The sequence below is a fragment of the Mesorhizobium sp. P2_B11 genome (assembly GCF_056404855.1).
Genome location: NZ_JBFUDF010000007.1, coordinates 231,368 through 251,602, shown reverse-complemented (window position 1 = coordinate 251,602; position 20,235 = coordinate 231,368). Strand labels below are relative to the sequence as shown.

The window sequence follows — 20,235 nt, the reverse complement described above, 5'->3', positions numbered from 1 at the left end:
GAGGCCGGCGGGACAGCGCCCCCCTCTGGCCTGCCGGCCATCTCCCCCACGAGGGGGGAGATCAGCAGTTTCTACGGCTCGGCGTCAAACACCGGCGTGAACGCCCGGATCGTGCAGGGCGTGGGATTGACGTGGCGGATCCTCACCCTGCCCTGCCCCTCCCAGCTGTCGTCGATCGGCACGTCGACATTGCCGGTGTACAGTTTCGCCTTGCCGTCCGGCGCGACGATGCTGGGCATGCGTACCGGTTCCCAGCGGCCACGGATGAAGGACTGCACCTCAAGTCCGGTGGTGTCGGTTTCCAGCAGCGACAGGATGATCCGGGCCACCTTCTTGCGGCGGCCGACGATTGAACCGTCCCTGCCGCCGACGTCCAGTTCCAGGGTTGCCGCCTCGGCCGCATAGGGCAGGCCGACCTGCCATTTCGCCGCGGTGGCGCCGCCGGGAAGCGTGACCTGTCCTGAGCCGACGGTCAGGCTCTTGTAGACCTTGCCGTCGGCCAGCACATCCACCGATTGCCCGTTGAGATGCGAGAGCCCGGAAACCGTGGCCACGGCCGCGCCCGAATAGGTCAGGCCGCAGTCGACCTCGAAAGCATCGCCGATGTCGCCATATTCGAAGGGTGACGTCTTGATCTCGATGTAGCGTTTGGTCGCGCCGCCAATGGTGCGCTTCACGATCAGCCACAGATCGTCATTTCCATTCTGCCCGGGCGTGACGCATGCGCTTTCGACAATGCCCCAGGCCGAACCGGAGTACGAGCCGGCGATGTCGTGCCGATGCATGCCTCGAACTTCCTGTGAGGGCTGATGCGTGTAGCCGCCCAACTCGCCATTATCGAGCGGGAACCACAGCAACGGATCGGGATCGGTCTGGAAGGCGAGTTCGATGACACCCTTCTTCGGGATGTGCTCGGATATCTGCCCGACATCGTCCGAGGTGTATTTGCCGGTCGCTGCCTGGGCGAGCTCGGCGATCGCCATGCGTGAGCGGGTGACGTAGAGGAACGACTGTCCCGCATCGACCGGCCGGATCGGAGCCGCGCCAAACGTGCGCGATTTCCTGTTCTTGAATGACGAAGGGGTCAGGGCTTCATCGACGCCGGAACCCGACATTGCCCGGATACCGGCGGCGGTCGCAATCAGAAGCGCGCCATCGGCGTCGGCAACCCATGCGATGTCATTGGCCTGGCCGCCACCGGCCTGGATGAATTCCAGTGCATCCGTGTCCTTTTCGCCGAGCGCGAAATTGTCGAAGTCGCCGGTCTGCGAGGCATAGACGGAAAACTTGCGGCTGAAGGCCAACCGCTCCTCATAGAGGGAGCCGCTCTCGACATATTTGCCGGGCACAAAAGTGCCGAGCCGCCAGCGCGTGATCGGGCTCAGGTCCGGCAAGGCGTGTCCATACATGCGAACGGTAACAACCGTCGCGCTCGTTCGCGCGGCAATCTTGGCCCAGCGCCACCGTCCGTCCGAACCGAGCAGCCGGATGGCGCGGCCGACATCCGATGTCTGAAACCCGGCGCCGTCGTTGATGCCGACAATCGATGACGCCGTCAGGTTGAACGGGGTCATCGTGTCACCGTCTTCGTTGGGCGCCCACTCAGCGAAATCGGTTCTGGTGCTGTCGCTACCGCCGCCGCCTTCCACGTCCATGCGCAGATATTCGAAAGCAGTTTTGTTGACGAATTCGAAGAAACGCCGCTCGGAGTTTCCCCATCCCATCTGCCCTACTTGCGAATCGATGGTTGTCCATGTCGACCCGTCGTTGGAGCCCTGGATTTCCCATTGCGTCGGTATGTTTTCGGCTTCAGAAGCACTGTTGGCAGCCTGAACCCAGTAGGCGTTGCAGACCTTCTGCGCGCCACCCGGCTGCCGGTACTGTATCCAGCCATTTGTTCCCGAGCCCACCTCGGCAACCGTCCTGCTGTTCTTGTCCATGATCAGATAGGCATCACTGGACGCGTTCGATGCACTTACCACCCCGCTGGGTGCTGTGTTGCTCGTCATCTTGGGTGAGTAGCCACCGTAGCTGGCCGGCGTCATCGTCGTCCCGGTTGTGTTGATCGGGTCATAGGGCCCGTCGAGGAACTCGAAATCGCTCAGCGTCCAAATCGTGTGCCCCGTACGGGTCAGCACCTTGGGCGGGTAGCTGCGGTGGGTGATCCACATCTGATCCGCGGACTGGACGTATTGCAGATCGAACAGGTCAGCCTCGAGATACGGGCTCGCCACCTCGACCGTGCCGACGCGCGCACCATAGGCGTAGACACGGATGTAAAGGTCGCCGAATTCCAGCGCATAGGCCTGGTCGGCGCTGAAGATGAACGGGATCAGCCGCGTCGCCTTGGCGGGGGTTTTTACCTCGCCGACGAAATAGGTCCCGCCACGCTTCCTGATGCCGCCATGCGGCAGGGTGATGAAGTTCTCGCATTTGGAGAGTGAGGCGCGATAGAGATCGAGCGAGGCGCGCGCATGCAGCCGGGGCGAGATTTCGCCACGGGTGAAGACGTCCTGGATGGGGTAAAGCGCGGTCATCGGCCGGACACCCTGAAGTCGCCGCGCTGCTGCGCCCACGAGCCGGTGTAGAGCCGGCCGCCGCGCTGGATGGCGTTTGCGGAAAAGGCGGCATCGAGCGCGCGGTCATAGGCCGAGCGGGCGATGTCGATCATGCCCGCCTTGTGCGTCAAGGGATGTGCGATCTTGATGGCAAGGGCTGCCACCAGCACTTCGGTGAACAGCGCATCCCAATCGTTGGGATCGGTGAGGTTGGCGACGTAGCGAATGGTCAACGGACCGGAGCGGTCTGAGTAGATCAGCCCGGCTTCCTGGCGCCATGAGATCGGCACGCCGTCGGGCTCGCCATTGGCGGTCAGCGGCAACGGCCGCAGGCAGTCGGCGGGCAGTTCATAGGCGAAATTCAAGGTGCAATCGCCGCTGCCGGTATCGGCGCCGGCGACGCTGGCGGCAAGGATGGCAAACACCCAGGCGTGCCTGGTCAGTTCGGCTTCCCGCGCGATGTCGAAATGCAGGTTCAAGAGACGGGCCGCCTTGACGTCCTGGTCGAGACTGTCGATCGGCGCCTCGTCGAGGACAGCGAGCGCCATGTTGGCGATGTCGAGTGGTGTGATGGCCATGGAGCAGCGCCTCGTGAATTGAGCAAGGGTCAAGGTTCGGGCATGAAAAAAGCCGCCAAAGGCGGCTCGGGAATTTATCTGCAGGGAGCGCGAAAGAGTGCGGTGTCAAGAACCGGTGCGCAGCCGCTTCTGGCCTGTCAGAGCAGCCAGTTGCGCCAGATCGGGCTGGAGAACATCGCCAAAACGATGAGAGCACACCATACCAGCCCTGAGCCGAACAAGAGCAAGCACCACCAAGCGAAACGATCGCCCCGGTCAGCCTGCCGCTTGAGGGCGCCATACTTTGCCCAGGTCGAAATTGAATAGAGCATTGAGTACAGGGACTTGCCCTTTGGAGGGTCTGCCTCGACTTCCTCTCCGAGAAGATGGCCCCCATACAAATGGAACGGCGCGGACAGGATAAGGCCTATCGTGATGGCAAGGAGGAACCAGTTCAAACTAATATTCTCGCGCCGCAGTAGATTGCTATTCTAAGCCCTCTCGGAAAGGAAACAGTTACACCTCCGATTACAAGTTGATATAGTGGCGAGGGCGGAGCATTGCTCCGCCCTCGTCTAATTACGCCTCGGTCGTCTTCAGCGCGATGAAGGTCATGTTCTTGACGCTGGACGCCGTGCGATCCCAGTTCGCCGCCAACGCGAGCTCGGCATCGGTGGCGAATTCGCCGGCCGAGGACGCATCGAGGAAGCGGGTGCCGGGCACATGCGGCACGAAATGCCGGCGCCCCACCATTTCGGTGACGCCGCCGCCATGGCCCTGGCGCGGTTTGCGGTCGAACTCCAGCGGGCCGCCCTCGGTGTTGACCGGCAGCTCGTTCCACAGGATCGCCTTGTCCTTGAACATGAAGGCGGTGTAGACGCCCGCCGCCACCGGAATGTCGTCGTCGACCACGCAGCGCAGCCCCATGTAATAGGGGATGAGCGGCCCGCCCTGTTCGGACGATGGCACATAGTCGATGAGGTCGGCGAGCTTCAGCGCCTTCATCTGCTTGGAGTGCATCCAGATCGTCTTGAACTTGTCCGCGCGGTCGCCCATCAGATAGGCGGCCTCGATGATGTCGGTGTCGACGATGGAGGCGCCGGTGACGCGCACCAGGTCGCCGCCGTCATTGGCGATGTTGTCGGCCACCACCCCTTTCAGGATGCCGAGCAGGGTCAGCTTGTTGGCGCGCTGCCAGTATTCGGTCTGCCGCTTGACGATCAGTTTTTGCGGATCGTCGCCGGCCAGGATCGAGGTCAGGTCCGGCACGCCCCAGGCCTGGGCCCGCACGTTGCGGGCGGCGACCTCGCGGCGAGCGCCGATCTTCTTCATCTCGATGGAATCGGCCGGATCGTCATTGACGGGTTCCGACGGATCGTTGCCGAGATCCTTCCAGCCGGGCATATCAACGGAGCGGCCGCCCAGCGACAGCTTGGCGGTGATGGCCGGATCGTTGAAGAGGATGCCGGCCTGGAAGATTTCGAGCGACTGGACGTGCTCCTCGAACGAATACTGGGCATAAACGGACGGAACGATCGCGTCCGCGATACGGGTATAGGCGTCTGCCATTTTTCATTTCCTTTGAGGTTGGGTTGGCGGCGAGCTTTGGAGGGCTAAAGGGGATTGTTGGGCATCCAGAGATCCGGATTTTCACCGGCCTCGCGTGCCAGCCGCCGGGCGCGGGCGGGGTCGCTTTTGACAAGGGCTGAAATCGCCGAAATGTTGCGTTCGCCGGAGGCGTTGCGCTTGAACGGATTGCCAGCGCTCAAACGTCCGCCGCCGTCGATCGTGTCTTCCCGGAACATCGCCTCGCCGATGGCATGGAATGCCTTGGCGATCTGCGGATCGGTCAGCGCCCCGTCAGGCAGAAGGATGCCTTTCGCCTTGTAGGCGTCGACCAGGCCGAGCTTCTTCATCGCCCGGTTGGCGACCTCGAGCTTTTGGCGAAAGCCATCGCTCCCGGTCGGTCCCCAGTCGCGCACGAGGTCGTCATGGGTGGCTTCCACCGAGCGGGCAAGGGCGACTTCCTGTGCCCTCCCCTGCTCGGCCATGTAGCCGACGAACTTGTCGTGATAGGCCTGCGCGGTTTTCGGGCTTGCACCCGCTTCGACCGCCCAGGCCTTGGACGCATTGGCGAGTTCGTCCGAATAGGCGAAGTTTTCCGGCAAGCCGTCCGGCCGTCGGTATTCGACCTTTTCGGATGAGGTCACCGGACGCATGGTCTCGGGCAGCCGGGCATGAAACTTGTCCCAGTCTTCCCGCGATGCGTCGGGTCCGGGAACGCGCAGGCTTTCGCCCTGCTGCCGTTCCAGTTCGGCGTAAGATGTGAAAACCCGATCGAGGTTTTCGGCCCTGGTCCAGCCCTTGGCTTCAGCGAGCTTGCGGTTGCCTTCGGAAAGACCGTCAAACCAACTTTTGCCGGCCGGCGGGGCGGACCCGTTGTCCCCGCCAGCCGGAGGCGTTGCCAGGTTGCCCGCCGGCCGCGAAGCCACGGACCCGGCGTCTGCCAGATCTGTCATCTGATGTTTCCTTTCTTCTCCTTCTCCCCTTGTGGGAGAAGGTGGATTGGCGCGCAGCGCCGAGACGGTTGAGGGGGTGCTGGAAGGAATGAGGCGTGGGCGATTTTCACGCCTGTGCGCGACTGTGACGAAGGGCTCCGTCAAGCTGGAACACCCCTCATCCGACCTCGCTTCGCGAGGCCACCTTCTCCCACAGGGGGAGAAGGGAAAGGCGGCACGGCCTACGCGTTGTCGCCCCAGTTCTCCCACAGCAGCGTGATCGTCCCCGTCACCGCCAGCGTGCCGTCGGCATCGATGTCGGTGCCGGTCGCAAACGCCAGGTTGAGATAGAGATCCACCGGCGTCACCGTGCCATCCAGCGTTGCTGCCGCCGCGACATCGGCGGTCGAGGCAGTCGACAGCGCGGCGCCAACGCCGTCCAGCGTGCGGGCTGTCGAAGCCAGCACGTTGACCATGGTCCCGGCGAGCGCCGCGCTCGATGCCGCGGCCGAGCCCAGCGACCAGGTCAGCGCTGCATTGTCGTTGATGGTCGCCGCGCGGGTGGTCAGCACCGCGAACTGCAGCCTGGCTGTGCCGCCCTTGATGCGCACCTTGCCGTCGGCGAAGTCGAAGAGTTTCTGGCTGGCATAGGCCAGCGCATCGGCGACCGGCACCTGCATGCCTGAAAGGCTGAAGACGGTGCGATACGAGCCGCCCTGCCCTGTGGTGACGGCCTTGAGGCCGAATTTGGGCGGGGCAAGTCCGGCTTCGCGCGCCGCGGCGCGCGACAGCGTCCGGGGAAGACCTCGGGTCATGGCATTTCTCCATTTCTGTTCGGGAAATTTCTGGGAAGGACGTGTTCAGAAAGCGCCGGATCAGCGGTTGCGCATCGATTCAAGCCGAGGCGCTATCGTTTTGTTCGCGAAAGGCGTTTCCGCTTTGGCGACCATCATCTTCAAGGCCTGAGAAACCATGTCTCATTTCGTGAGCCTGCGTGCCGCCGTTTGGCCGCAATGCGCCAGCAACTGGCAACCATTCGCCCCATTCCGCGTTTGGGGCTTCAAAGGAGTTTCAAGATGATGATCAGACAAGCCCTAGCCGCCGTGCTCATGACTGCAGCACTTGCAGGCTGCGCCACCCAGACCGAACAGCAGCAGAGGGCGACCACCGGCGCGCTCATCGGCGGCGGCGTCGGTGCCCTTGCCGGCCAGGCTCTGGGCGGCAACACCGAAAGCACGGTCGTCGGTGCCGCCGGCGGCGCCCTGCTCGGCGCCGTCATCGGCCAGTCGACCACCCCGCAGCGCCGCGGCGAACAGCTCTGCCGCTACCAGGACCGCCGCGGCCGGATCTACACGGCGCCGTGCGACGACAGGTATTACAACGGCGACTATTGAGGACTAGCCGCCTTCTCCCCGTTCACGGGGAGAAGGTCCCGGCAGGGGATGAGGGGGAGCGCCAAAGCGTGGGATGCGGGCGTTCCACCCGTCAGCGCGGCTAGCCCAGGTAGTTGCCCACTATGGAAGGCGCACCCGCCGCACGGTGCAACAGATGCCGGTCAACCAGCCTTGAAACGTCCGCAAAGCGCGGATCGGTTGCTGGCAGTCGATCGACGTCATATTGATCGTTCGTGCCCGGCTCTTCGGCGTCCAAAGTCCCGGCATTATTTACCACGGCCCTGACATTATCGCCCAATCATGGCCCTAAACACCTCGTGGAGCTTCAGCCGCCGCCCTTGACGTTTATCGGCGTGCCAGGAGCCAAACCCCTCGCCTTGGCAATAAGCTGAGCCGTGATGTGCCAATAGACTTCCAGATCAGTCAGCTCCAGATTTTCGCTATCATCTTTCCCGCCCAGGAAGAGTGGGACGTTGTAGCCGATGCATTGGTCGTAGGCCGGTGCGGCGCCACCATTTTCACGCCATGTCGCGTAAAAATTCGAGGCTAACGCCGCGTCCTGATATTCATGCAACTCGGTCTCATGAAAGGTCCGGACATTGGCCGGTATTTGCAGCGCTTCGCCGGTACCAGGTTCGAACATCACCACACCAGGCTCGCCTTCCTCTATTCGTTTGGTATCGACCGCGAATGTCCTCCCCAGCCAGTCGTACCCAAAACAGGTGATCCGCCCGGCAAATGCAGGGAAGCCCAAGATGATTCTGCTGCTCCAGACTGGCAAATCCTGAGCGCGGACAATGCGGTAAAGCCCGTGATTGAACGAGACACCACTGAAGCTTGAAAGCAGATCATTCAGGCTCGGAACACCGGTGTCGATACTGACAACTTCAGGCCTGCTACTTGCGTCTGGAGAAAAGCTTTGCCGAAATTTTTGAAACATTACCGATCTCCGATGGTTACCTTGCCAACTCTCGTCCCGTGAGGCAGATGCTTTATCTGATGATATATCTGGGGGCCTAGGCTGCGGTTGACGCTTGAATCGAGCGGAACCATGTTATGCGTTGCCTCAGCACCTCCCAATTGCAAATCGTGTACATGATCCACGTCGTGGCCGATAGGCACCTCATTGCCTTCGGCCTTGTACCTGGCACTGGCTGACGTCGGAGCGCGTACCGACGGTGTCACTATCTTTTCGACCGTAATCCGGCCTGCAATCCTAGGCTTTCACTTAGGACACTATTCCCCTTTATTGCATTCGCAATCGACTTTTGGAGTGTTCTGCGGTATGATCGACTAGGCAGTGGCTCCCCAACTTACCTGACGCGTTGGACCAAAATCCGGCCCCGGGTCGGGAACCACTGCCGCTCCCTTTGCCGAGGCGCGCCTACCTGCCTTGTCCGTAGTCTGATCGATCATCACCGCTAGAAACTTATTTCGGCTTCGGAGACGAGACCCTCCGGATTTCATAGTGATCGTAGTAGCGTCGCCCGTCTCTGTTTTCGCGAACTACGATGTGAATGAGCGCATCGTGACCATCCATTGTGATCGCGCGTTCGTAGTGATGCACATTTATTATTTCGGCTCGCCCTAGACGATCCGGTACCGTTTCGACAAAATGCGCCGACGCTATCAGGTCATCAAGCTTGAGAGCAGCAGCCAACGCACTCCGTGATATTTGCCCTGCACCAGACGAAAGCGAATGCTTAAGACTCTTTGCTCTAATAATAATACTTGACCCATCTTCTGCATTCACCACGACCTTTCCAGAGAACTTACTGCGAGCGTAGTGAAGCACTTCACGAGCAGCATCCACCATCGGCGCTGTCCAAATATCGAGCTTGAAGCCTTCAGGCCGTTGGATTTTGAGCGGCGACCTGCTTGCCAAACTGGGTGCAGACATCGTGTGCCCACCCGCCTGGCTTGCCGTCTGTGCACTCTGAGCTCTAGCTTTCTTGCCGCGAGCAATTTCTGAAATTGAGTTATTCGCAGCTTCCGAGTTCGCGAACGATTTGGTGGCGATTGGGTCATCCGCTCGCCCGGCGGCTTCAGGGCCAACCGGCTCAAATGCGCGCGGCATTACTTTCTTGGCTGCCCGACCTAAAACAGGCACAGGCATCCAGTCCAATGCGCCGTATCCCTGACGCATCATCACCTTCTCGGTATTGTTCGAAGGCTGATAGTACGCATCCTCGTCGTGTGAAAGGCTGTTGCCTCCTTCGGACATGCCGCGAGCAACCCAATCTTTTGAGTTGGTTATGATCCCTGGATTCGTAACTGCCTTGGCAAAGGCTCTGGCGTCCGCTCGAAACACTTCGGCCATCGAAAGGCGTGGCTTGCCTTCGGGAAGTATCCCACCCAAACCGGCATCATCCAATTGGCGGGCAAGGGCCGCGCGCGCGACTGGGCCCTTAGTGCGCCTGAACAACTCGGTTGCCTTCGCATAGTTGTCCATGAGGTACATGTTTCCGCTGTTGCGATCCTCGTCGATCTTGAGGAGATAAGAGAACGGAATGGGTTGAAGATTTTCGTCATCGATGCCCAGTTCTTTTTGCTTGGCAACGGACAATTCTATTGTTCTATCGTATGCGTCCTGATCAAATGACTCAGGATCGGATGGGCTATTGCCAAGTGCGGCTTTCCAGCCTTCGAAGATCTCTGGGGACGCCTCGCTTACGCGACCACCGTAATCGGTCATTCTCCTCTTGTAGGCCGAGGGGTCGATTGATCCGGAGGAGACGCCGTAACCGCCCAATCTCGTTAGTCTGCCGGCGCCAACCGCGGCATTGGCTATTGCCTTACCAAGGCCTTTGCCCTCCGATTGAAACACCTCGCCTGTCGAAAGGCCTGGCCTGCCGCTGGGGAGAATTCCGCCCAAGCCGACATCATCCAATTCCCGGCCCAGGGCTGCTCGCACCACAGGATCTTTGGTGCGGGCGAACACCTCGCTCCACCGGGCGTAGTTCTCCATCTGGTACATGTTGCCGCTGTCGCGGTCGTCGGCGAGCTTCAGGAGAATGAAAAGCGGGATGGGCTGAAGATGTTCGTCCTCAACACCCAATGATTTTTGCATGGCGACCGAGAGGGCGATCGTCTTGTCGTAGTTGATTTGATCATAGGCCTTCGGGTCAGAAGGGTCCGTAGCGAAGGCAGTAGTCCAACCTGCGAAAATTTCCGGAGACTGACCGACGTAGCGTCCTGCATCGGTTCGTCTGCGGTCCATGACCAGCTTCACCGCAGTGGCGCTCGCGTCGCGGCGATCCTGGTCTTCCTGTGAATTGACCGGCCCCGACTCGGCATCGCGAAGTGCGGCATGGATATCTTTGTTCGTCATGCTGTGCATGCCGAAAACCTGACGGCCTACATCGGATTGCCTTTTGAAGACGCGCCAGCGCCTGTCTCCCTCGTCCAGGCCATAGACGATCCTGAACGCATCCTTGCCGGGCATCTTGCCGGAATAGGCGCCCTTCCGGGCAATTTCGTCTGGCGCGTCCGCCTCGGCGCTAGCTATCGCGACGCGCAGGTCTACATCCCGAGTGAATTTCGAAACCTTTGCCTTTAGGGCCAGCGCATCCTGTTCTTCCTTGGGCAGATCGTCCCTGAATGCGCGCGCTATACGCTCATCCGGGGTCTGGGTGCCGCCGGGCCCCACCGTTGAGCTGCGCGACAAGGCGCTGGCACCAGGTTGAGCGCTATCGCTTGCAGGCTGGCCACCCACGTCCGGCGAGCGGGCACCAAACACCTGCACCGCACGATCCGGATCCCTGGCAATCAGCGCCTCGAACCGCGCCTTAGCGGCGGTGCTGTACCAGTCCTTGGCCATCTGCTGCCGGATGCCAGGGTCGACGCCCATCCTGTCGATCAGGTCGAGCCCTTGCTGGCGGGCGGCTTCGAAGGTGACGAGGTCGTCGGGATCGGCTTTGCCGATGGCGATGGCGTTGGTCGTCAGCGTTGCGTCGACCGCAGCCTTCTCGTAGTCCCTGCGGCGTTGCAGCTGGTGCGCAGCCATCCGCCACGAACCCTCCGTGCGCAACGTTTCCTTGCGGGCGGCCAGGCCAGGGTGCAGCTCGGGCCGCACCTGGCTCAGGAAGCCCTTGAACAGCGTGTCGAACCGGCCCGTCTGCAGCACACGCCCCGTATGCGGGTCGACCTCGCCGTACATGCCTTGGTGCAGGCCGGTTCCATCCGCCGGCGCATTGGCAACCGCGTCCGCTTCGGCCTTTGCGATCTCGCCATCCAGCTTGCGCGCGGCGATCTCGGTGTCGAACGCCTGCTGCTGCGCCTTGCGCTGCGCGTAATGCTGGGCAACCTCCTGCCAGTAGCCGTCGAGCTGCTGGCTCGCTCCGCCTGCCGGCGAGGAGCCATCTTGCGCCGCGTTGCCGGACCGGCGCCGGGCAACCGAGAGAGGAATGATGTGCACCATGTGTCTGTTTCCTGCCAATGGAGCGCTTTGCCGGAGGTCGCGGCATGGCAAGCCGCAACGCATGCCGATCGCGGGGCTTTGCGGGCATTTGGAGTGATGGGTTTTGGAGAAGCCGACCAGCGGCGAAGTTTCCTTCTCCCCGTTTACGGGGAGAAGGTGCCCGCAGGGCGGATGAGGGGCAGCGCGACCTTCTGAGAAGCTGGCGCTGCCCCTCACCTGCCTGCCGGCATCAGGGGTCGAGCCGCTTGTCTCGACCCGTCCTTCGGACCCCCGTAAACGGGGCGAGGAAGGCAGCTTCAGCGCCTCACCCCTCCTCCGCCCGCGCCGCCTTTTCCAGCGCCGCCAGTTGCGCCGCGTCCAGCGTCAGGAAGCCCATGATGTGCTGCACCACCTCGGCCCGTGCATTGCTGAGTGCGCTGTGCAGTTCGAAGCCGTTGGGCGTCCTGGTCCTGGCCATCCACTCGCCATAGGACGGGCGGCGGTAGTAGCCGACGGTGGCGGCGAGATCGGCCAGAACCATCTCGCCGTCCTCACCGGAAAAGACCCTGAGATAGGCCTTGGCCAGCGCGTCGCGCGCCTTGGCCGGGCCGCCGGCCTGACTGGCGCGGGCGAAGCGTTTGGCGCTCATGCGCCCTGCTCCGGCGATCCGGTCTGTGCGCCGGCGCCTTGCGCTCCAGGCGGCGCCTGCCCACCGGCCTGCTGCATCAGTGCGTCGAGCAGGCCGCTGTCGCGCGCCTGGACGGCTGCCGGAACGGCATCCTTGGCGACCTTGCCGGCGGTGGCGATCGCCGCCATGCCGGCCTGCGCTTGGCTTGCCTGTGCCCTGGCTCCACGCATGCCCTCGACCTCATCCCTGCGGCGAAAGATGCGCTGCGGGCTGCGGCCGGCGCTCTGCACGATCTTCAGCGCCTCGTCGCCATCGATATTGTCCATGATGCCGGGATCGAACTGCGCCATCTGCATGGCCGTCGTCACCAGCTGGATGGTGTCGCGCGCTTCGGCCGAACGCCTGAGCACGTCGAGCGGGCCGGTGAAGGTCGGCCGCACCGCCTTGCCGGCGAGGCTGTCCGGCGGCGCGAAGCGGCTGTCCTCATCGTAGAGGCCCTTGTCCTCCAGAATGCCGAGCTCGCGGTCGAGATTGCTGGCAAAACCCGCCTGGATGATCGAGCCGGAGGGGCCGAGCAGCGCGCCCTTTTCCTCCTGGCGGATGAGCGCTTCGGTCGCCGTCATTTGCGGGTTCTGCACCAGCGTCTGAAACAGATTGACGAACATCATGTCGCGGATTTCTTCCGCGCGGGTCGCCGCGTAGTTGAAGGCGTAGGTCGGGTTCTGTCCCGTCGCGATCGGCTGGATCAGCGGCCTGCCATTGTCGTCGATGAGGCCGGGATAATTTTCGCCGGGGTTGAGCACCGGCACATAGTCGAGCCTGGCCTTGGACGCCGTGGCCGGATCGGTGATCTGCTGCAAAGCGCGCAGGCCCGAGCGGCGCACGGCGTTTTCCTCGCGCACCGTCGTCAGCGCCTCGATGGTGGGCGAAATGCCGTAGGGATCGCCCTCGTAGCGGCGCCAGTTGAAGCACGACACCGGGAAGGAGCGGAAGCCGCTTTCCCTGACAATCTCTTCCTCGTCCTCGATGACGTGATAGGAGGCGAAAGCCGTGTCGAGATACTGGTAGTCGCCCGAGAGCCGATACATCTTGCGCTCGTCGCGTGGCTGGATGCACTGGATCAGCGAGATCTTGGTCTCGCATTTGGCGGGATCGTCGACCAGCATTTTTATCCGCGCCGGCAGTTTGTCGTAGCCGAGCAGCTGCGCCGCCTGCCTGGCGGTGCGCTCGTAGCGGCGATGAAAGATGTCGACCTGGCCCCAGCGGTTGCGGGCGAGATAACCCTCGACCACGGGGATCGAGGCATAGCGGATCAGCGTGCCGCCAAAGCCTTCCTAGGCATAGAGATAGGCCGGGCCATAGCGCACGACATTGCGCAGGCAGGCCTGCGTTGCCGGCACGAAATTGGAATTGGCGGAGTAGCGCAGCGCAAACAGGAAATCGCGCAAGCTTTCCGCCCATTCCTTCTCCTCGTCGGTCTCCTCGTCGTTCATTTGCGCCGTGGTCAGCCCGTGCCATTTTTCCGACTGCGGGATGATCAGGCTTTCGAGCCCCGCGGCCAGCCGGTTGGCGGCCGAGTTGATGGTGTTGGCATAGACGCGAGCGCCACGCCGCTCCTGCCGCTCGGCCTGCGAGTCCGGCCCGCCGCTCCTACGCCCGCTCCAGACATCGGGCGCATCGGGATCGCAAAATTCCGCCACCTGCTCCCACACCGCCTCATACTGGCAGCGCTCGGTCTCGAGCTCGGACTGGCGGGAGAGAATATCGCGGGCGCGGGAATCGGTCATGGGAGGCTCGCTGGGTCAGGAAAGGGAGGGTTTTGCCTTCTCCCCCTGTGGGAGAAGGTGGATCGGCGCGCAGCGCCGAGACGGATGAGGGGTGTTCCAGCGGAGTGAGGCGTTGGCGTTCCCTGGAACACCCCTCATCCGACCTCGCTTCGCGAGGCCACMTTCTCCCACAAGGGGAGAAGGAAGAGAGCGCTCAGCCTCGCCGTCTCAGCCTCTTCGCGTGCCGGCGCCAGTACCACCAATCCAGCACGCGCTTGCGGAAACTGCGTTTCATCGCGGTCATGGCGTCACATCCCCAAAAGCACGCGGCGCTGGCCGGTGATGTCGCCGGGCGCGAGGTCGGTTTTCACCGTGCTCAGCGTGCCCTGGCGCTGTTCGAGCTCGTCCCGCAAGGCTCTCTCGCGCGCCCGCACGTCCTCGTCTTCAGCGGTCGGCACCGATGGCAGAGCTTTCGGTGCGGGAGGTTTTTGAAAGAGACACATGGTTCCAGCCTTCTCTTGTCCAGTCGTAGAGGAAAAAGTCTTCGCCGTTCTTGCCGTAACCCGGCAGCAGGCAGCGTTGCGTGGCGCCGAGCCGGACGAGCCAGCGCAGCGCGAGTTGGTTGGCGGCGAGCGCCCGCGCCTCGACCCGCCAGGCGCCCCGCGCCGCGACTTGCGGGCCGAGTACGGCATGAAAGAAACCGGTCATCCCGGGCACGCAGCGCTTCATGCGGCGCGTGCCCCAGCTCCAGGCGATCCACAGCCCGCTCCGCTGCTCGGCGGCGCCAAAGCCTGCTTCCGGATTACCGTCGAGCTCGGCGACATAGGCAAAGCCCTGCAGCGCGGTGAGTGCCAAAAGCGCCGGCGACCAATGGTCAAGCTGGCAGTCGATCTCTGCCCGATCCTCGGCACGCAGGTTGGCGGCGATGTAGGAGAGATCGCGTAACGTTGCGGGAATGATGCGGAGGGTCATACGTCGACCTCGTCAGCCAGAGGCCATCAAAACGCAGGCGCTGATGCGCCCTTCTTCGTCAGTTTATGGCGGTGCGAGAAGCGAAGCCGCAAACCACGCGGCCCGTGTCATCTGCGAGAGCCGCACAACCTATCGCCCCAAAACAAAACCCGCCTTGCGGCGGGTCATCGGCGCAAATCAGCACCATGGATAGAAATATACCATTGCTGCCCTCACCCGTCAACGGATTTAAGAATAAAATCCTATCCGATATTCTTCCCAGCGCGGTCAGCGCTTGCTACAACCTGGATGGCGCTATAGCCTACAACATGCAATTTAAGAGGGTATTTATGCAGCCGCTCATTCTCGCCCCAGTTGTCGCTCGAAGAGCCAACGCCATGAGAGCAATTGGCTTCGCCTTCGGCCTCCTGGTGCTGTCGCCGCCGCTTGCCTTAGCCGAAGAGCCGATCAAGTGGATCGAGTCCTTAAGCGGCGGAAGCAAAATCGAGATCCCCGAATTCTTTGAAGATGGCGATGGCCGAGAGCTTTTGACGGACGGCGAAAGCCACGGCACAACGTTTTCCCCAAAAGAGTATGGCATCTATCTTCGTCAATACAGAATATTTGACGAGCCAGGCAAGCGTCCGTTCGAATACATTAGGGAAAAGACCTCAGGCGAAAGCAAAGCGACATACAAAATTGACAAGCCATCACTTGGAGTAATTTCTGGCACCTCAGCGGATGGCACACAGGTTTTTTACGGCATGTGTCAAAAGCGGATTATCGTTACCTGTTTTGACATTTTCTATGACAAGAAGAACCAGGCGTTGCTTGGCCCAATCGTTGAACGCATCGCCCGGTCATTCCGCAGAAATCGGTAATAGGCGAGCCGCGGTAAACAGCACGGAGGCTCTCGCCTTACTCGCCTCCCCCGCAGCCGGTTCCGATACACGTCAAGCCGTATTCCTTCATCAGCCGGCGGGTGACCAGATCCCTGATCCGCTCCTTCTGCGCGTCACTCAGTCCCTCCGTCGGACACTCGTCGATCGCGTAGCCGGCAGCGACGTCCGGGTTACCCTGATCGCGAGCCTTGCTTAGAACACAGGAAAACGCCTTCCATTCTTTCTTCGAGAGGGTGATTGCCGAAGCGGGTTCGGCGTAGACAAGGCCAATGGAAAGGCTCGCGAGCAGGACTGAACGTGCCTTCCACAAACTCCCAGATTGCTCCCTCACTCGCCGTCCCCGCAGCCGGTTCCGATGCATTTCAACCCACGCTCCCTCATCAAGCGGCCAATAACCAGGTCGACAACCCGCTTTTTCTGCGCCTCTGTCAGCCCCGATGTCGGGCACTCATCTATGGCAAAGTTTGCTGCCACCTCTGGATTACCCATAGTGCGCGCCTTTTTCAGGACGCAGGAAAACGCGTTCCATTCTTTACTGGAGAGGGTAATCGCCGCCGCGGGAGCGACATAGACCAGGCTGATTGCGAGGCATCCGTATACGGCCAGACGCATTGACGTGCTCGCATCAAAATCTCGACCGCAGTTCACCGCAATTTCGGCAATTTATCGGGAAGCCGAACAATATCCGAGGCGAGGAACACCCTGAGCCTGAAGCCGGTCCTCTTGAACCAGGCTTCCATATCCTGGGTGTATTCGGCCCCTAGCGCATTGCGATCTTTCGGGTCGCATTCACGCAAACGCTTGCGCCAAGCGATCTGCGCAGAAGCCTGCTCGTCCATCAACGCTAATCGCTCAGCAGTCAATGGATTGTCGAGAGCGTGTTGCTTTCGCCTGGCGAACTCCGCAAAGGCCCGCTCTTCAGACAACCTTCTCTGCTCAGGCGTGAGCCGGGTTATTGTTCTGGCCAAGCGCGCGCTCCATCGAAGCATTGAATCCAGCTACATTATCAGCGGCGCTTTGATAAGCAATGAAATATCCGAATAGCCTCGGCATCGCAGGGGCCCCTTAGTGTGACCTTCCTGCAATGCTAGTGAACGTGAAAATCATGCACTGAGATTGCAACCGCAATCGCATCCAACGTCATCCCGGCCCAAGGCGATGCTGAGGCTATCCATGGAATCATGCCTGGGGGCCGCGTAAAATGACTTCGCGGCCGCTGCAGCTTCTGCTACAATTATAAAGGCGCCACAGCCTACGCAATGCAATCCAAGAGAGCACCCTTGCAATCATTCTTTCCCGCCCCGGTTGTCGCTCGGAGAGCCTGTACCATAAGAGCAATTGGCTTCGCGTTTGGCTTTCTGGTGCTGTCTGCCCCTCATACCGGGGCAGAGGAGCCGATCAAATGGATCACATCCTTGAGCGGCGGAAGCCAGATCGAGATTCCCTCATTCTTTGCAGACGGCAAAATTGAACCCATACATGTATTCGCCGAAGGAAAAAAGTTTCAGCCGAGGAACTATCCGGACGCCGAGCTTAATCAATACCAAGCCAACAGCTCATCGAAACCATTTGATTGCATCAAGGCGTTGCTCGTTGACGGCAGCGCCGACTACGATGCCGACTATGCTACAGACGATGAGTTCCGTAACCCCAAGGACAAAGTAACGTATGAGCTTAACAAGCCGTCGCTCGGCGCAATTTCGGGGACTTACGCGAATGGCACCATAGTTTTTTACGGCATGTGCAAGAAGGGTCATGCCGCTAACCCTACCTGTTTCGATATGACCTGGAGTAAAAAGGATCAGGCGATGTTTGGTCCAATCGCCGAGCGCATCGCTCGGTCATTCTCCGAAAGCCAATAATCCCCGTCAGTTGGCTATTTTTCTATGACGTAATAATGAGAGCCGCTCTCAAGGCGTTGACGTTTATCCTCCCAAGGCCTGTATGTAATGCGAGCTCTCTGGGGTACCTTTATCTTATTTCCATTTTCGTCTCTTTTCCTGTTGTTCCACTGATCTATTATGTATATTCCATCCTCATCTTGACCAAGATAAATACCCGTGTGGCTTTGGCCACTTTTGCCACCTGGCTCCCCCTTTGGTCCGTAGTGGACCTTACCGCGCCCATCGCCCCAATCGCCGTTAAACGTAGCAATAGGCGTACCCGGTAAAATCGTCTTATTTCCTTGTATTTTTTCCCCTTTTTTCCATGTGGACGTAGCACTCATGCCGCCCACTTCTTTTGTGAGCGCGGCACATTCGCCGTTTCCGAAATTCCTTCCCAAGAGATCAATATACGGCTTTACATTTCCCTGAATATCTTCCGGCAACAAAGAAATATTTGTCGTGCTATGACCCACCCATTTTTTGGACAAATCGTCGGACTGCGACAACGCTGTGTTGTCAGAAACGACGTCCGGGCGCTCGGGTGGCGGATTCATCTGCTCTGGTAGAGCCTGAGTCAGGCCAGCGGGCAGATCAGAATCGATCAGGCCAGACATAGCCGCTCGCGGTTCGTCATCGGCGGCGCCCGGAGAGTTGTTAGCGCCAAGGGTTTCATTCGATTGAGCAAGTGCCCGCGTGACAGGCGATGCGTTCTCGCCTTCCCACAGTGGCTTCGAGGGCAGTCCTATACGGTCGCCGAGACCATCCTGCCCAAGCGGTGCCGCCTCAGGCCCCATCGCCAGCCCTCCAACCAACCCGGCTTCAGCAAACTGCCTCGACATTGCCAGCTTGACGACCGGGTCAGCGGTCCCCGCTTGCAGACCATTCATCCGCGCCTGGACCTCCTGAGGCGGCAGTCCGCCGAAACCCTTCAACACCGACTGAGGCACGGGCTGGATGTTCTTGATGCCGAGATAGCGTTGGGCCGCGACTGTGACGGCCAGCGCGTGCTGGACCAGGGCGGTGTCCTGCCAGCCTCGGTCGGATGCCGCGCGCCACGCCGCATCCACTTGCGGAAAAGCTTTGCTGGCCTGGCCGGCCGGATCGTTCCTTCTGGCCTCCAACGCTTGTTGAGCCGCAGCAGCAGTCACCTGATATCGCGACTGGCCGTCAGGGGAATGTCCTACGGCAGCCGCCGCTTCGAGAAGCTGAGCCTTTATGTCCCGATCCGGCATGGCAAGCATTTCAAAAGCCTGCATGCCTGCTTTTACCTCCTGGTCGAATTTCGCGAATTGCCGGCCGCCCTCCTTCGCTCCATAGACCGACACGAACGCTTCCGGCCCCGGCATCACGCCGGCGTAGTTGCCATCGCTGGCAAAGGCCTTCGGCGCGTTTTGAGAGGCAAGAGAAATGTCGGCGCCTGCCCCGATCATTTGAGATGCGTTTGCCGCATGCGCCTGCCGCAGCAGACCATTGGTGGTCTCGGGCGAAAGGTCGGCAAGCAGGGCAGCAACCGGCCGATCCCCATCCAGCACCCGCTCTATCTTTTCATAGAGCGGCGCAAGCGCGGCGGACTGGTCCTGAGCGCCGGCCAGTTCGCCGGTGTCCTCCGGCTGCCCATCAGCGCCATCAAGAATCATGCCTTTGCCGGTCTCCATTATTGTTGCCCTCCATATTCCCCAGACGGTTGCTGAGCAGCGGGCGGCGCTTTGCCCCGCTGACCGACCGCGGCACTCAACATCGCCAGCGCGCGCTTGGGGTCCTGCGCGATCAGCGTTTCCATCCGTGTCTTTGCCGTACTCTCCCGCCATGAGGCTTCGGCCCGCAGCCTCGCTTGCGGATCGAGATCCATCTTGGAGATAAGATCGAGGCCGGTCCGGCGGGCTGCGTCGAAAGTGGGCTGGTCGTTCGGATCGCTTAGCGTGATCGTGTTGAGCCCGGCAGCCTGGACGCCGGCCAGATGGTCTTGCTCGTACTGCCTGCGGCGATCAAGTTGCTGCTGTGCCATCCGCATGGCGCCCGCCTCGCGCAGCGCTGCCTTACGGCTTGCAAGATCGGGACGAATCGCCGCCGGTGCCTGCTTCAGGAAATTGTCGAACAGTGTGTCGAACCGGCCCGTCTGCAAAACGCGCCCGGTGTGCGGGTCGACCTGTCCGTACATGCCATCGTGCAGGCCCGCCCCATCGGCGGACGCATTGGCGACGGCGTCGGCTTCCGCCTTGGCAAGCTCGCCGTCCAGCGCGCGCGTGGCGATCTCCGTGTCGAATGCCTTCTGCTGCGCCATCATTTGCTGGTACCGGTCGGCGACAGCCTGCCAGTATTCGTCAAGCGGCTGGACAGCACCGCCCGCCTGCGCACCGGCCGGGTGCTGGCCCCCGTTGTCTTTCCGGCGCCGAGCGACGGACATGGGAATGATGTGAACCATTTGGTTTTCCTGCATGGTTGGACTTGAAACAAGGGCGCGGCATCGGAGATCGCGGGACGGCCGATCGCGTGCGTGCTGGCGTGCGTGCGTTTTGGGTTTGTCAGGTCGAAGATCGGGCAGCGCGTCGGAGGTCTTGACCGGCCCCATCGCCGGTGAGCTAATTCGGACCTCGAACGCGCACGACCAAGAAACATAATGCCGAGTGCCGGATTGTGTCGCGCGGGAGAGCTGGAACCGCAGTTTGACCTTCCGGCGCGGTATGTCGGCATTGGGG

General features: G+C 61.2%; 20 protein-coding genes and 1 pseudogene. 5 read left to right on the top strand and 16 right to left on the bottom strand.

All coding sequences use genetic code 11. The features are described from left to right. Positions 1-71: 71 nt before the first annotated feature. Together AC1DYJ_RS24075 and AC1DYJ_RS24070 are read right to left on the bottom strand one after the other, a co-directional pair. Positions 72-2,537, bottom strand: coding sequence for a phage tail protein (locus AC1DYJ_RS24075; protein ID WP_477282192.1), 2,466 nt, complete (start codon positions 2,535-2,537; stop codon positions 72-74). Next, positions 2,534-3,136, bottom strand: a complete 603-nt coding sequence (locus AC1DYJ_RS24070; RefSeq protein WP_477282190.1) for a phage connector family protein — start codon at positions 3,134-3,136, stop codon at positions 2,534-2,536. Before AC1DYJ_RS24070 ends, AC1DYJ_RS24075 begins: the two co-directional genes overlap by 4 nt. Before the next feature lie 42 nt (positions 3,137-3,178). Here AC1DYJ_RS24070 and AC1DYJ_RS24065 point away from each other — a divergent pair, with 42 nt between their 5' ends. Beyond that, complete coding sequence (locus AC1DYJ_RS24065) at positions 3,179-3,442, top strand: hypothetical protein (RefSeq protein ID WP_477282188.1); 264 nt, start codon at positions 3,179-3,181, stop codon at positions 3,440-3,442. A gap of 252 nt (positions 3,443-3,694) precedes the next feature. Here AC1DYJ_RS24065 and AC1DYJ_RS24060 read toward each other — a convergent pair whose 3' ends face one another. From AC1DYJ_RS24060 to AC1DYJ_RS24050, 3 genes are all read right to left on the bottom strand, one after another. After that, on the bottom strand, positions 3,695-4,684 hold the full coding sequence (locus AC1DYJ_RS24060; RefSeq protein WP_477282186.1) for a Coat protein: 990 nt from the start codon (positions 4,682-4,684) through the stop codon (positions 3,695-3,697). Positions 4,685-4,728: 44 nt separating this feature from the next. Next, the gene (locus AC1DYJ_RS24055; RefSeq protein WP_477282184.1) at positions 4,729-5,634 is read right to left on the bottom strand and encodes a hypothetical protein; all 906 of its coding nucleotides are present in this window, start codon (positions 5,632-5,634) and stop codon (positions 4,729-4,731) included. Positions 5,635-5,855: 221 nt separating this feature from the next. Then, a complete protein-coding gene (locus tag AC1DYJ_RS24050) occupies positions 5,856-6,428 on the bottom strand; it encodes a hypothetical protein (RefSeq protein WP_477282182.1) in 573 nt (190 codons plus the stop codon). On the opposite strand from AC1DYJ_RS24050, the gene AC1DYJ_RS24045 reads away from it, so the two are divergent. Together AC1DYJ_RS24045 and AC1DYJ_RS24040 are read left to right on the top strand one after the other, a co-directional pair. Further along, positions 6,427-6,579 (top strand): hypothetical protein, encoded by a 153-nt coding sequence (locus tag AC1DYJ_RS24045; RefSeq protein WP_477282180.1) that lies wholly within the window; start codon positions 6,427-6,429, stop codon positions 6,577-6,579. The genes AC1DYJ_RS24050 and AC1DYJ_RS24045 overlap by 2 nt on opposite strands. A gap of 110 nt (positions 6,580-6,689) precedes the next feature. Continuing rightward, entirely contained in the window at positions 6,690-7,007 is a 318-nt protein-coding gene (locus AC1DYJ_RS24040) for a YMGG-like glycine zipper-containing protein (RefSeq protein WP_477282178.1), read from the top strand. A 325-nt stretch (positions 7,008-7,332) separates the two neighbouring features. Here AC1DYJ_RS24040 and AC1DYJ_RS24035 read toward each other — a convergent pair whose 3' ends face one another. The 6 genes and pseudogenes from AC1DYJ_RS24035 to AC1DYJ_RS24010 all read right to left on the bottom strand — a co-directional run bounded on the left by AC1DYJ_RS24035 (position 7,333) and on the right by AC1DYJ_RS24010 (position 14,772). Continuing rightward, positions 7,333-7,947, bottom strand: coding sequence for a T6SS immunity protein Tdi1 domain-containing protein (locus AC1DYJ_RS24035; RefSeq protein WP_477282176.1), 615 nt, complete (start codon positions 7,945-7,947; stop codon positions 7,333-7,335). 489 nt (positions 7,948-8,436) lie between these two features. After that, positions 8,437-11,427: an LPD3 domain-containing protein gene (locus AC1DYJ_RS24030; protein ID WP_477282174.1), complete on the bottom strand. Its 2,991-nt coding sequence runs from the start codon at positions 11,425-11,427 to the stop codon at positions 8,437-8,439. Positions 11,428-11,731: 304 nt separating this feature from the next. Next, entirely contained in the window at positions 11,732-12,055 is a 324-nt protein-coding gene (locus tag AC1DYJ_RS24025) for a Bbp19 family protein (RefSeq protein WP_477282172.1), read from the bottom strand. Beyond that, positions 12,052-13,821, bottom strand: a pseudogene (locus AC1DYJ_RS24020) (portal protein). Before AC1DYJ_RS24020 ends, AC1DYJ_RS24025 begins: the two are co-directional and overlap by 4 nt. A 287-nt stretch (positions 13,822-14,108) precedes the next feature. After that, the gene (locus AC1DYJ_RS24015) at positions 14,109-14,258 is read right to left on the bottom strand and encodes a hypothetical protein (RefSeq protein ID WP_477282170.1); all 150 of its coding nucleotides are present in this window, start codon (positions 14,256-14,258) and stop codon (positions 14,109-14,111) included. Next, positions 14,245-14,772, bottom strand: a complete 528-nt coding sequence (locus tag AC1DYJ_RS24010) for a hypothetical protein (RefSeq protein ID WP_477282168.1) — start codon at positions 14,770-14,772, stop codon at positions 14,245-14,247. Before AC1DYJ_RS24010 ends, AC1DYJ_RS24015 begins: the two co-directional genes overlap by 14 nt. Before the next feature lie 185 nt (positions 14,773-14,957). Here AC1DYJ_RS24010 and AC1DYJ_RS24005 point away from each other — a divergent pair, with 185 nt between their 5' ends. After that, positions 14,958-15,632, top strand: coding sequence for a hypothetical protein (locus tag AC1DYJ_RS24005; RefSeq protein ID WP_477282166.1), 675 nt, complete (start codon positions 14,958-14,960; stop codon positions 15,630-15,632). Between the two features lie 37 nt (positions 15,633-15,669). On the opposite strand, the gene AC1DYJ_RS24000 is transcribed toward AC1DYJ_RS24005, so the two are convergent. From AC1DYJ_RS24000 to AC1DYJ_RS23990, 3 genes are read right to left on the bottom strand one after another with little or no spacing between them, the layout of a single operon-like run. Beyond that, a complete protein-coding gene (locus AC1DYJ_RS24000; RefSeq protein WP_477282164.1) occupies positions 15,670-15,963 on the bottom strand; it encodes a hypothetical protein in 294 nt (97 codons plus the stop codon). Between the two features lie 17 nt (positions 15,964-15,980). Next, a complete protein-coding gene (locus tag AC1DYJ_RS23995; protein WP_477282162.1) occupies positions 15,981-16,265 on the bottom strand; it encodes a hypothetical protein in 285 nt (94 codons plus the stop codon). A 32-nt stretch (positions 16,266-16,297) separates the two neighbouring features. Further along, positions 16,298-16,621, bottom strand: a complete 324-nt coding sequence (locus AC1DYJ_RS23990; RefSeq protein ID WP_477282160.1) for a hypothetical protein — start codon at positions 16,619-16,621, stop codon at positions 16,298-16,300. 312 nt (positions 16,622-16,933) lie between these two features. Here AC1DYJ_RS23990 and AC1DYJ_RS23985 point away from each other — a divergent pair, with 312 nt between their 5' ends. Further along, entirely contained in the window at positions 16,934-17,515 is a 582-nt protein-coding gene (locus AC1DYJ_RS23985; protein ID WP_477282158.1) for a hypothetical protein, read from the top strand. A gap of 14 nt (positions 17,516-17,529) precedes the next feature. On the opposite strand, the gene AC1DYJ_RS23980 is transcribed toward AC1DYJ_RS23985, so the two are convergent. Then, the gene (locus AC1DYJ_RS23980) at positions 17,530-19,194 is read right to left on the bottom strand and encodes a BPSL0067 family protein (protein ID WP_477282156.1); all 1,665 of its coding nucleotides are present in this window, start codon (positions 19,192-19,194) and stop codon (positions 17,530-17,532) included. Next, positions 19,194-19,961 carry a hypothetical protein gene (locus tag AC1DYJ_RS23975; protein ID WP_477282154.1) on the bottom strand — a complete coding sequence of 256 codons (768 nt, stop codon included), beginning with the start codon at positions 19,959-19,961 and terminating at the stop codon, positions 19,194-19,196. The genes AC1DYJ_RS23980 and AC1DYJ_RS23975 overlap by 1 nt, the downstream gene beginning before the upstream one ends. Positions 19,962-20,235: the final 274 nt, after the last annotated feature.

Coding starts and splice junctions, on each gene's coding strand:
- AC1DYJ_RS24050 (WP_477282182.1), bottom strand. CDS start 6,428: ATGACCCGAGGTCTTCCCCGGACGCTGTCGCGCGCCGCGGCGCGCGAA.
- AC1DYJ_RS23980 (WP_477282156.1), bottom strand. CDS start 19,194: ATGGAGACCGGCAAAGGCATGATTCTTGATGGCGCTGATGGGCAGCCG.
- AC1DYJ_RS24055 (WP_477282184.1), bottom strand. CDS start 5,634: ATGACAGATCTGGCAGACGCCGGGTCCGTGGCTTCGCGGCCGGCGGGC.
- AC1DYJ_RS24075 (WP_477282192.1), bottom strand. CDS start 2,537: ATGACCGCGCTTTACCCCATCCAGGACGTCTTCACCCGTGGCGAAATC.
- AC1DYJ_RS23995 (WP_477282162.1), bottom strand. CDS start 16,265: ATGCGTCTGGCCGTATACGGATGCCTCGCAATCAGCCTGGTCTATGTC.
- AC1DYJ_RS24030 (WP_477282174.1), bottom strand. CDS start 11,427: ATGGTGCACATCATTCCTCTCTCGGTTGCCCGGCGCCGGTCCGGCAAC.
- AC1DYJ_RS24005 (WP_477282166.1), top strand. CDS start 14,958: ATGGATAGAAATATACCATTGCTGCCCTCACCCGTCAACGGATTTAAG.
- AC1DYJ_RS24065 (WP_477282188.1), top strand. CDS start 3,179: ATGAAAAAAGCCGCCAAAGGCGGCTCGGGAATTTATCTGCAGGGAGCG.
- AC1DYJ_RS23975 (WP_477282154.1), bottom strand. CDS start 19,961: ATGGTTCACATCATTCCCATGTCCGTCGCTCGGCGCCGGAAAGACAAC.
- AC1DYJ_RS24010 (WP_477282168.1), bottom strand. CDS start 14,772: ATGACCCTCCGCATCATTCCCGCAACGTTACGCGATCTCTCCTACATC.
- AC1DYJ_RS24045 (WP_477282180.1), top strand. CDS start 6,427: ATGGCATTTCTCCATTTCTGTTCGGGAAATTTCTGGGAAGGACGTGTT.
- AC1DYJ_RS24040 (WP_477282178.1), top strand. CDS start 6,690: ATGATGATCAGACAAGCCCTAGCCGCCGTGCTCATGACTGCAGCACTT.
- AC1DYJ_RS24070 (WP_477282190.1), bottom strand. CDS start 3,136: ATGGCCATCACACCACTCGACATCGCCAACATGGCGCTCGCTGTCCTC.
- AC1DYJ_RS24035 (WP_477282176.1), bottom strand. CDS start 7,947: ATGTTTCAAAAATTTCGGCAAAGCTTTTCTCCAGACGCAAGTAGCAGG.
- AC1DYJ_RS24060 (WP_477282186.1), bottom strand. CDS start 4,684: ATGGCAGACGCCTATACCCGTATCGCGGACGCGATCGTTCCGTCCGTT.
- AC1DYJ_RS24025 (WP_477282172.1), bottom strand. CDS start 12,055: ATGAGCGCCAAACGCTTCGCCCGCGCCAGTCAGGCCGGCGGCCCGGCC.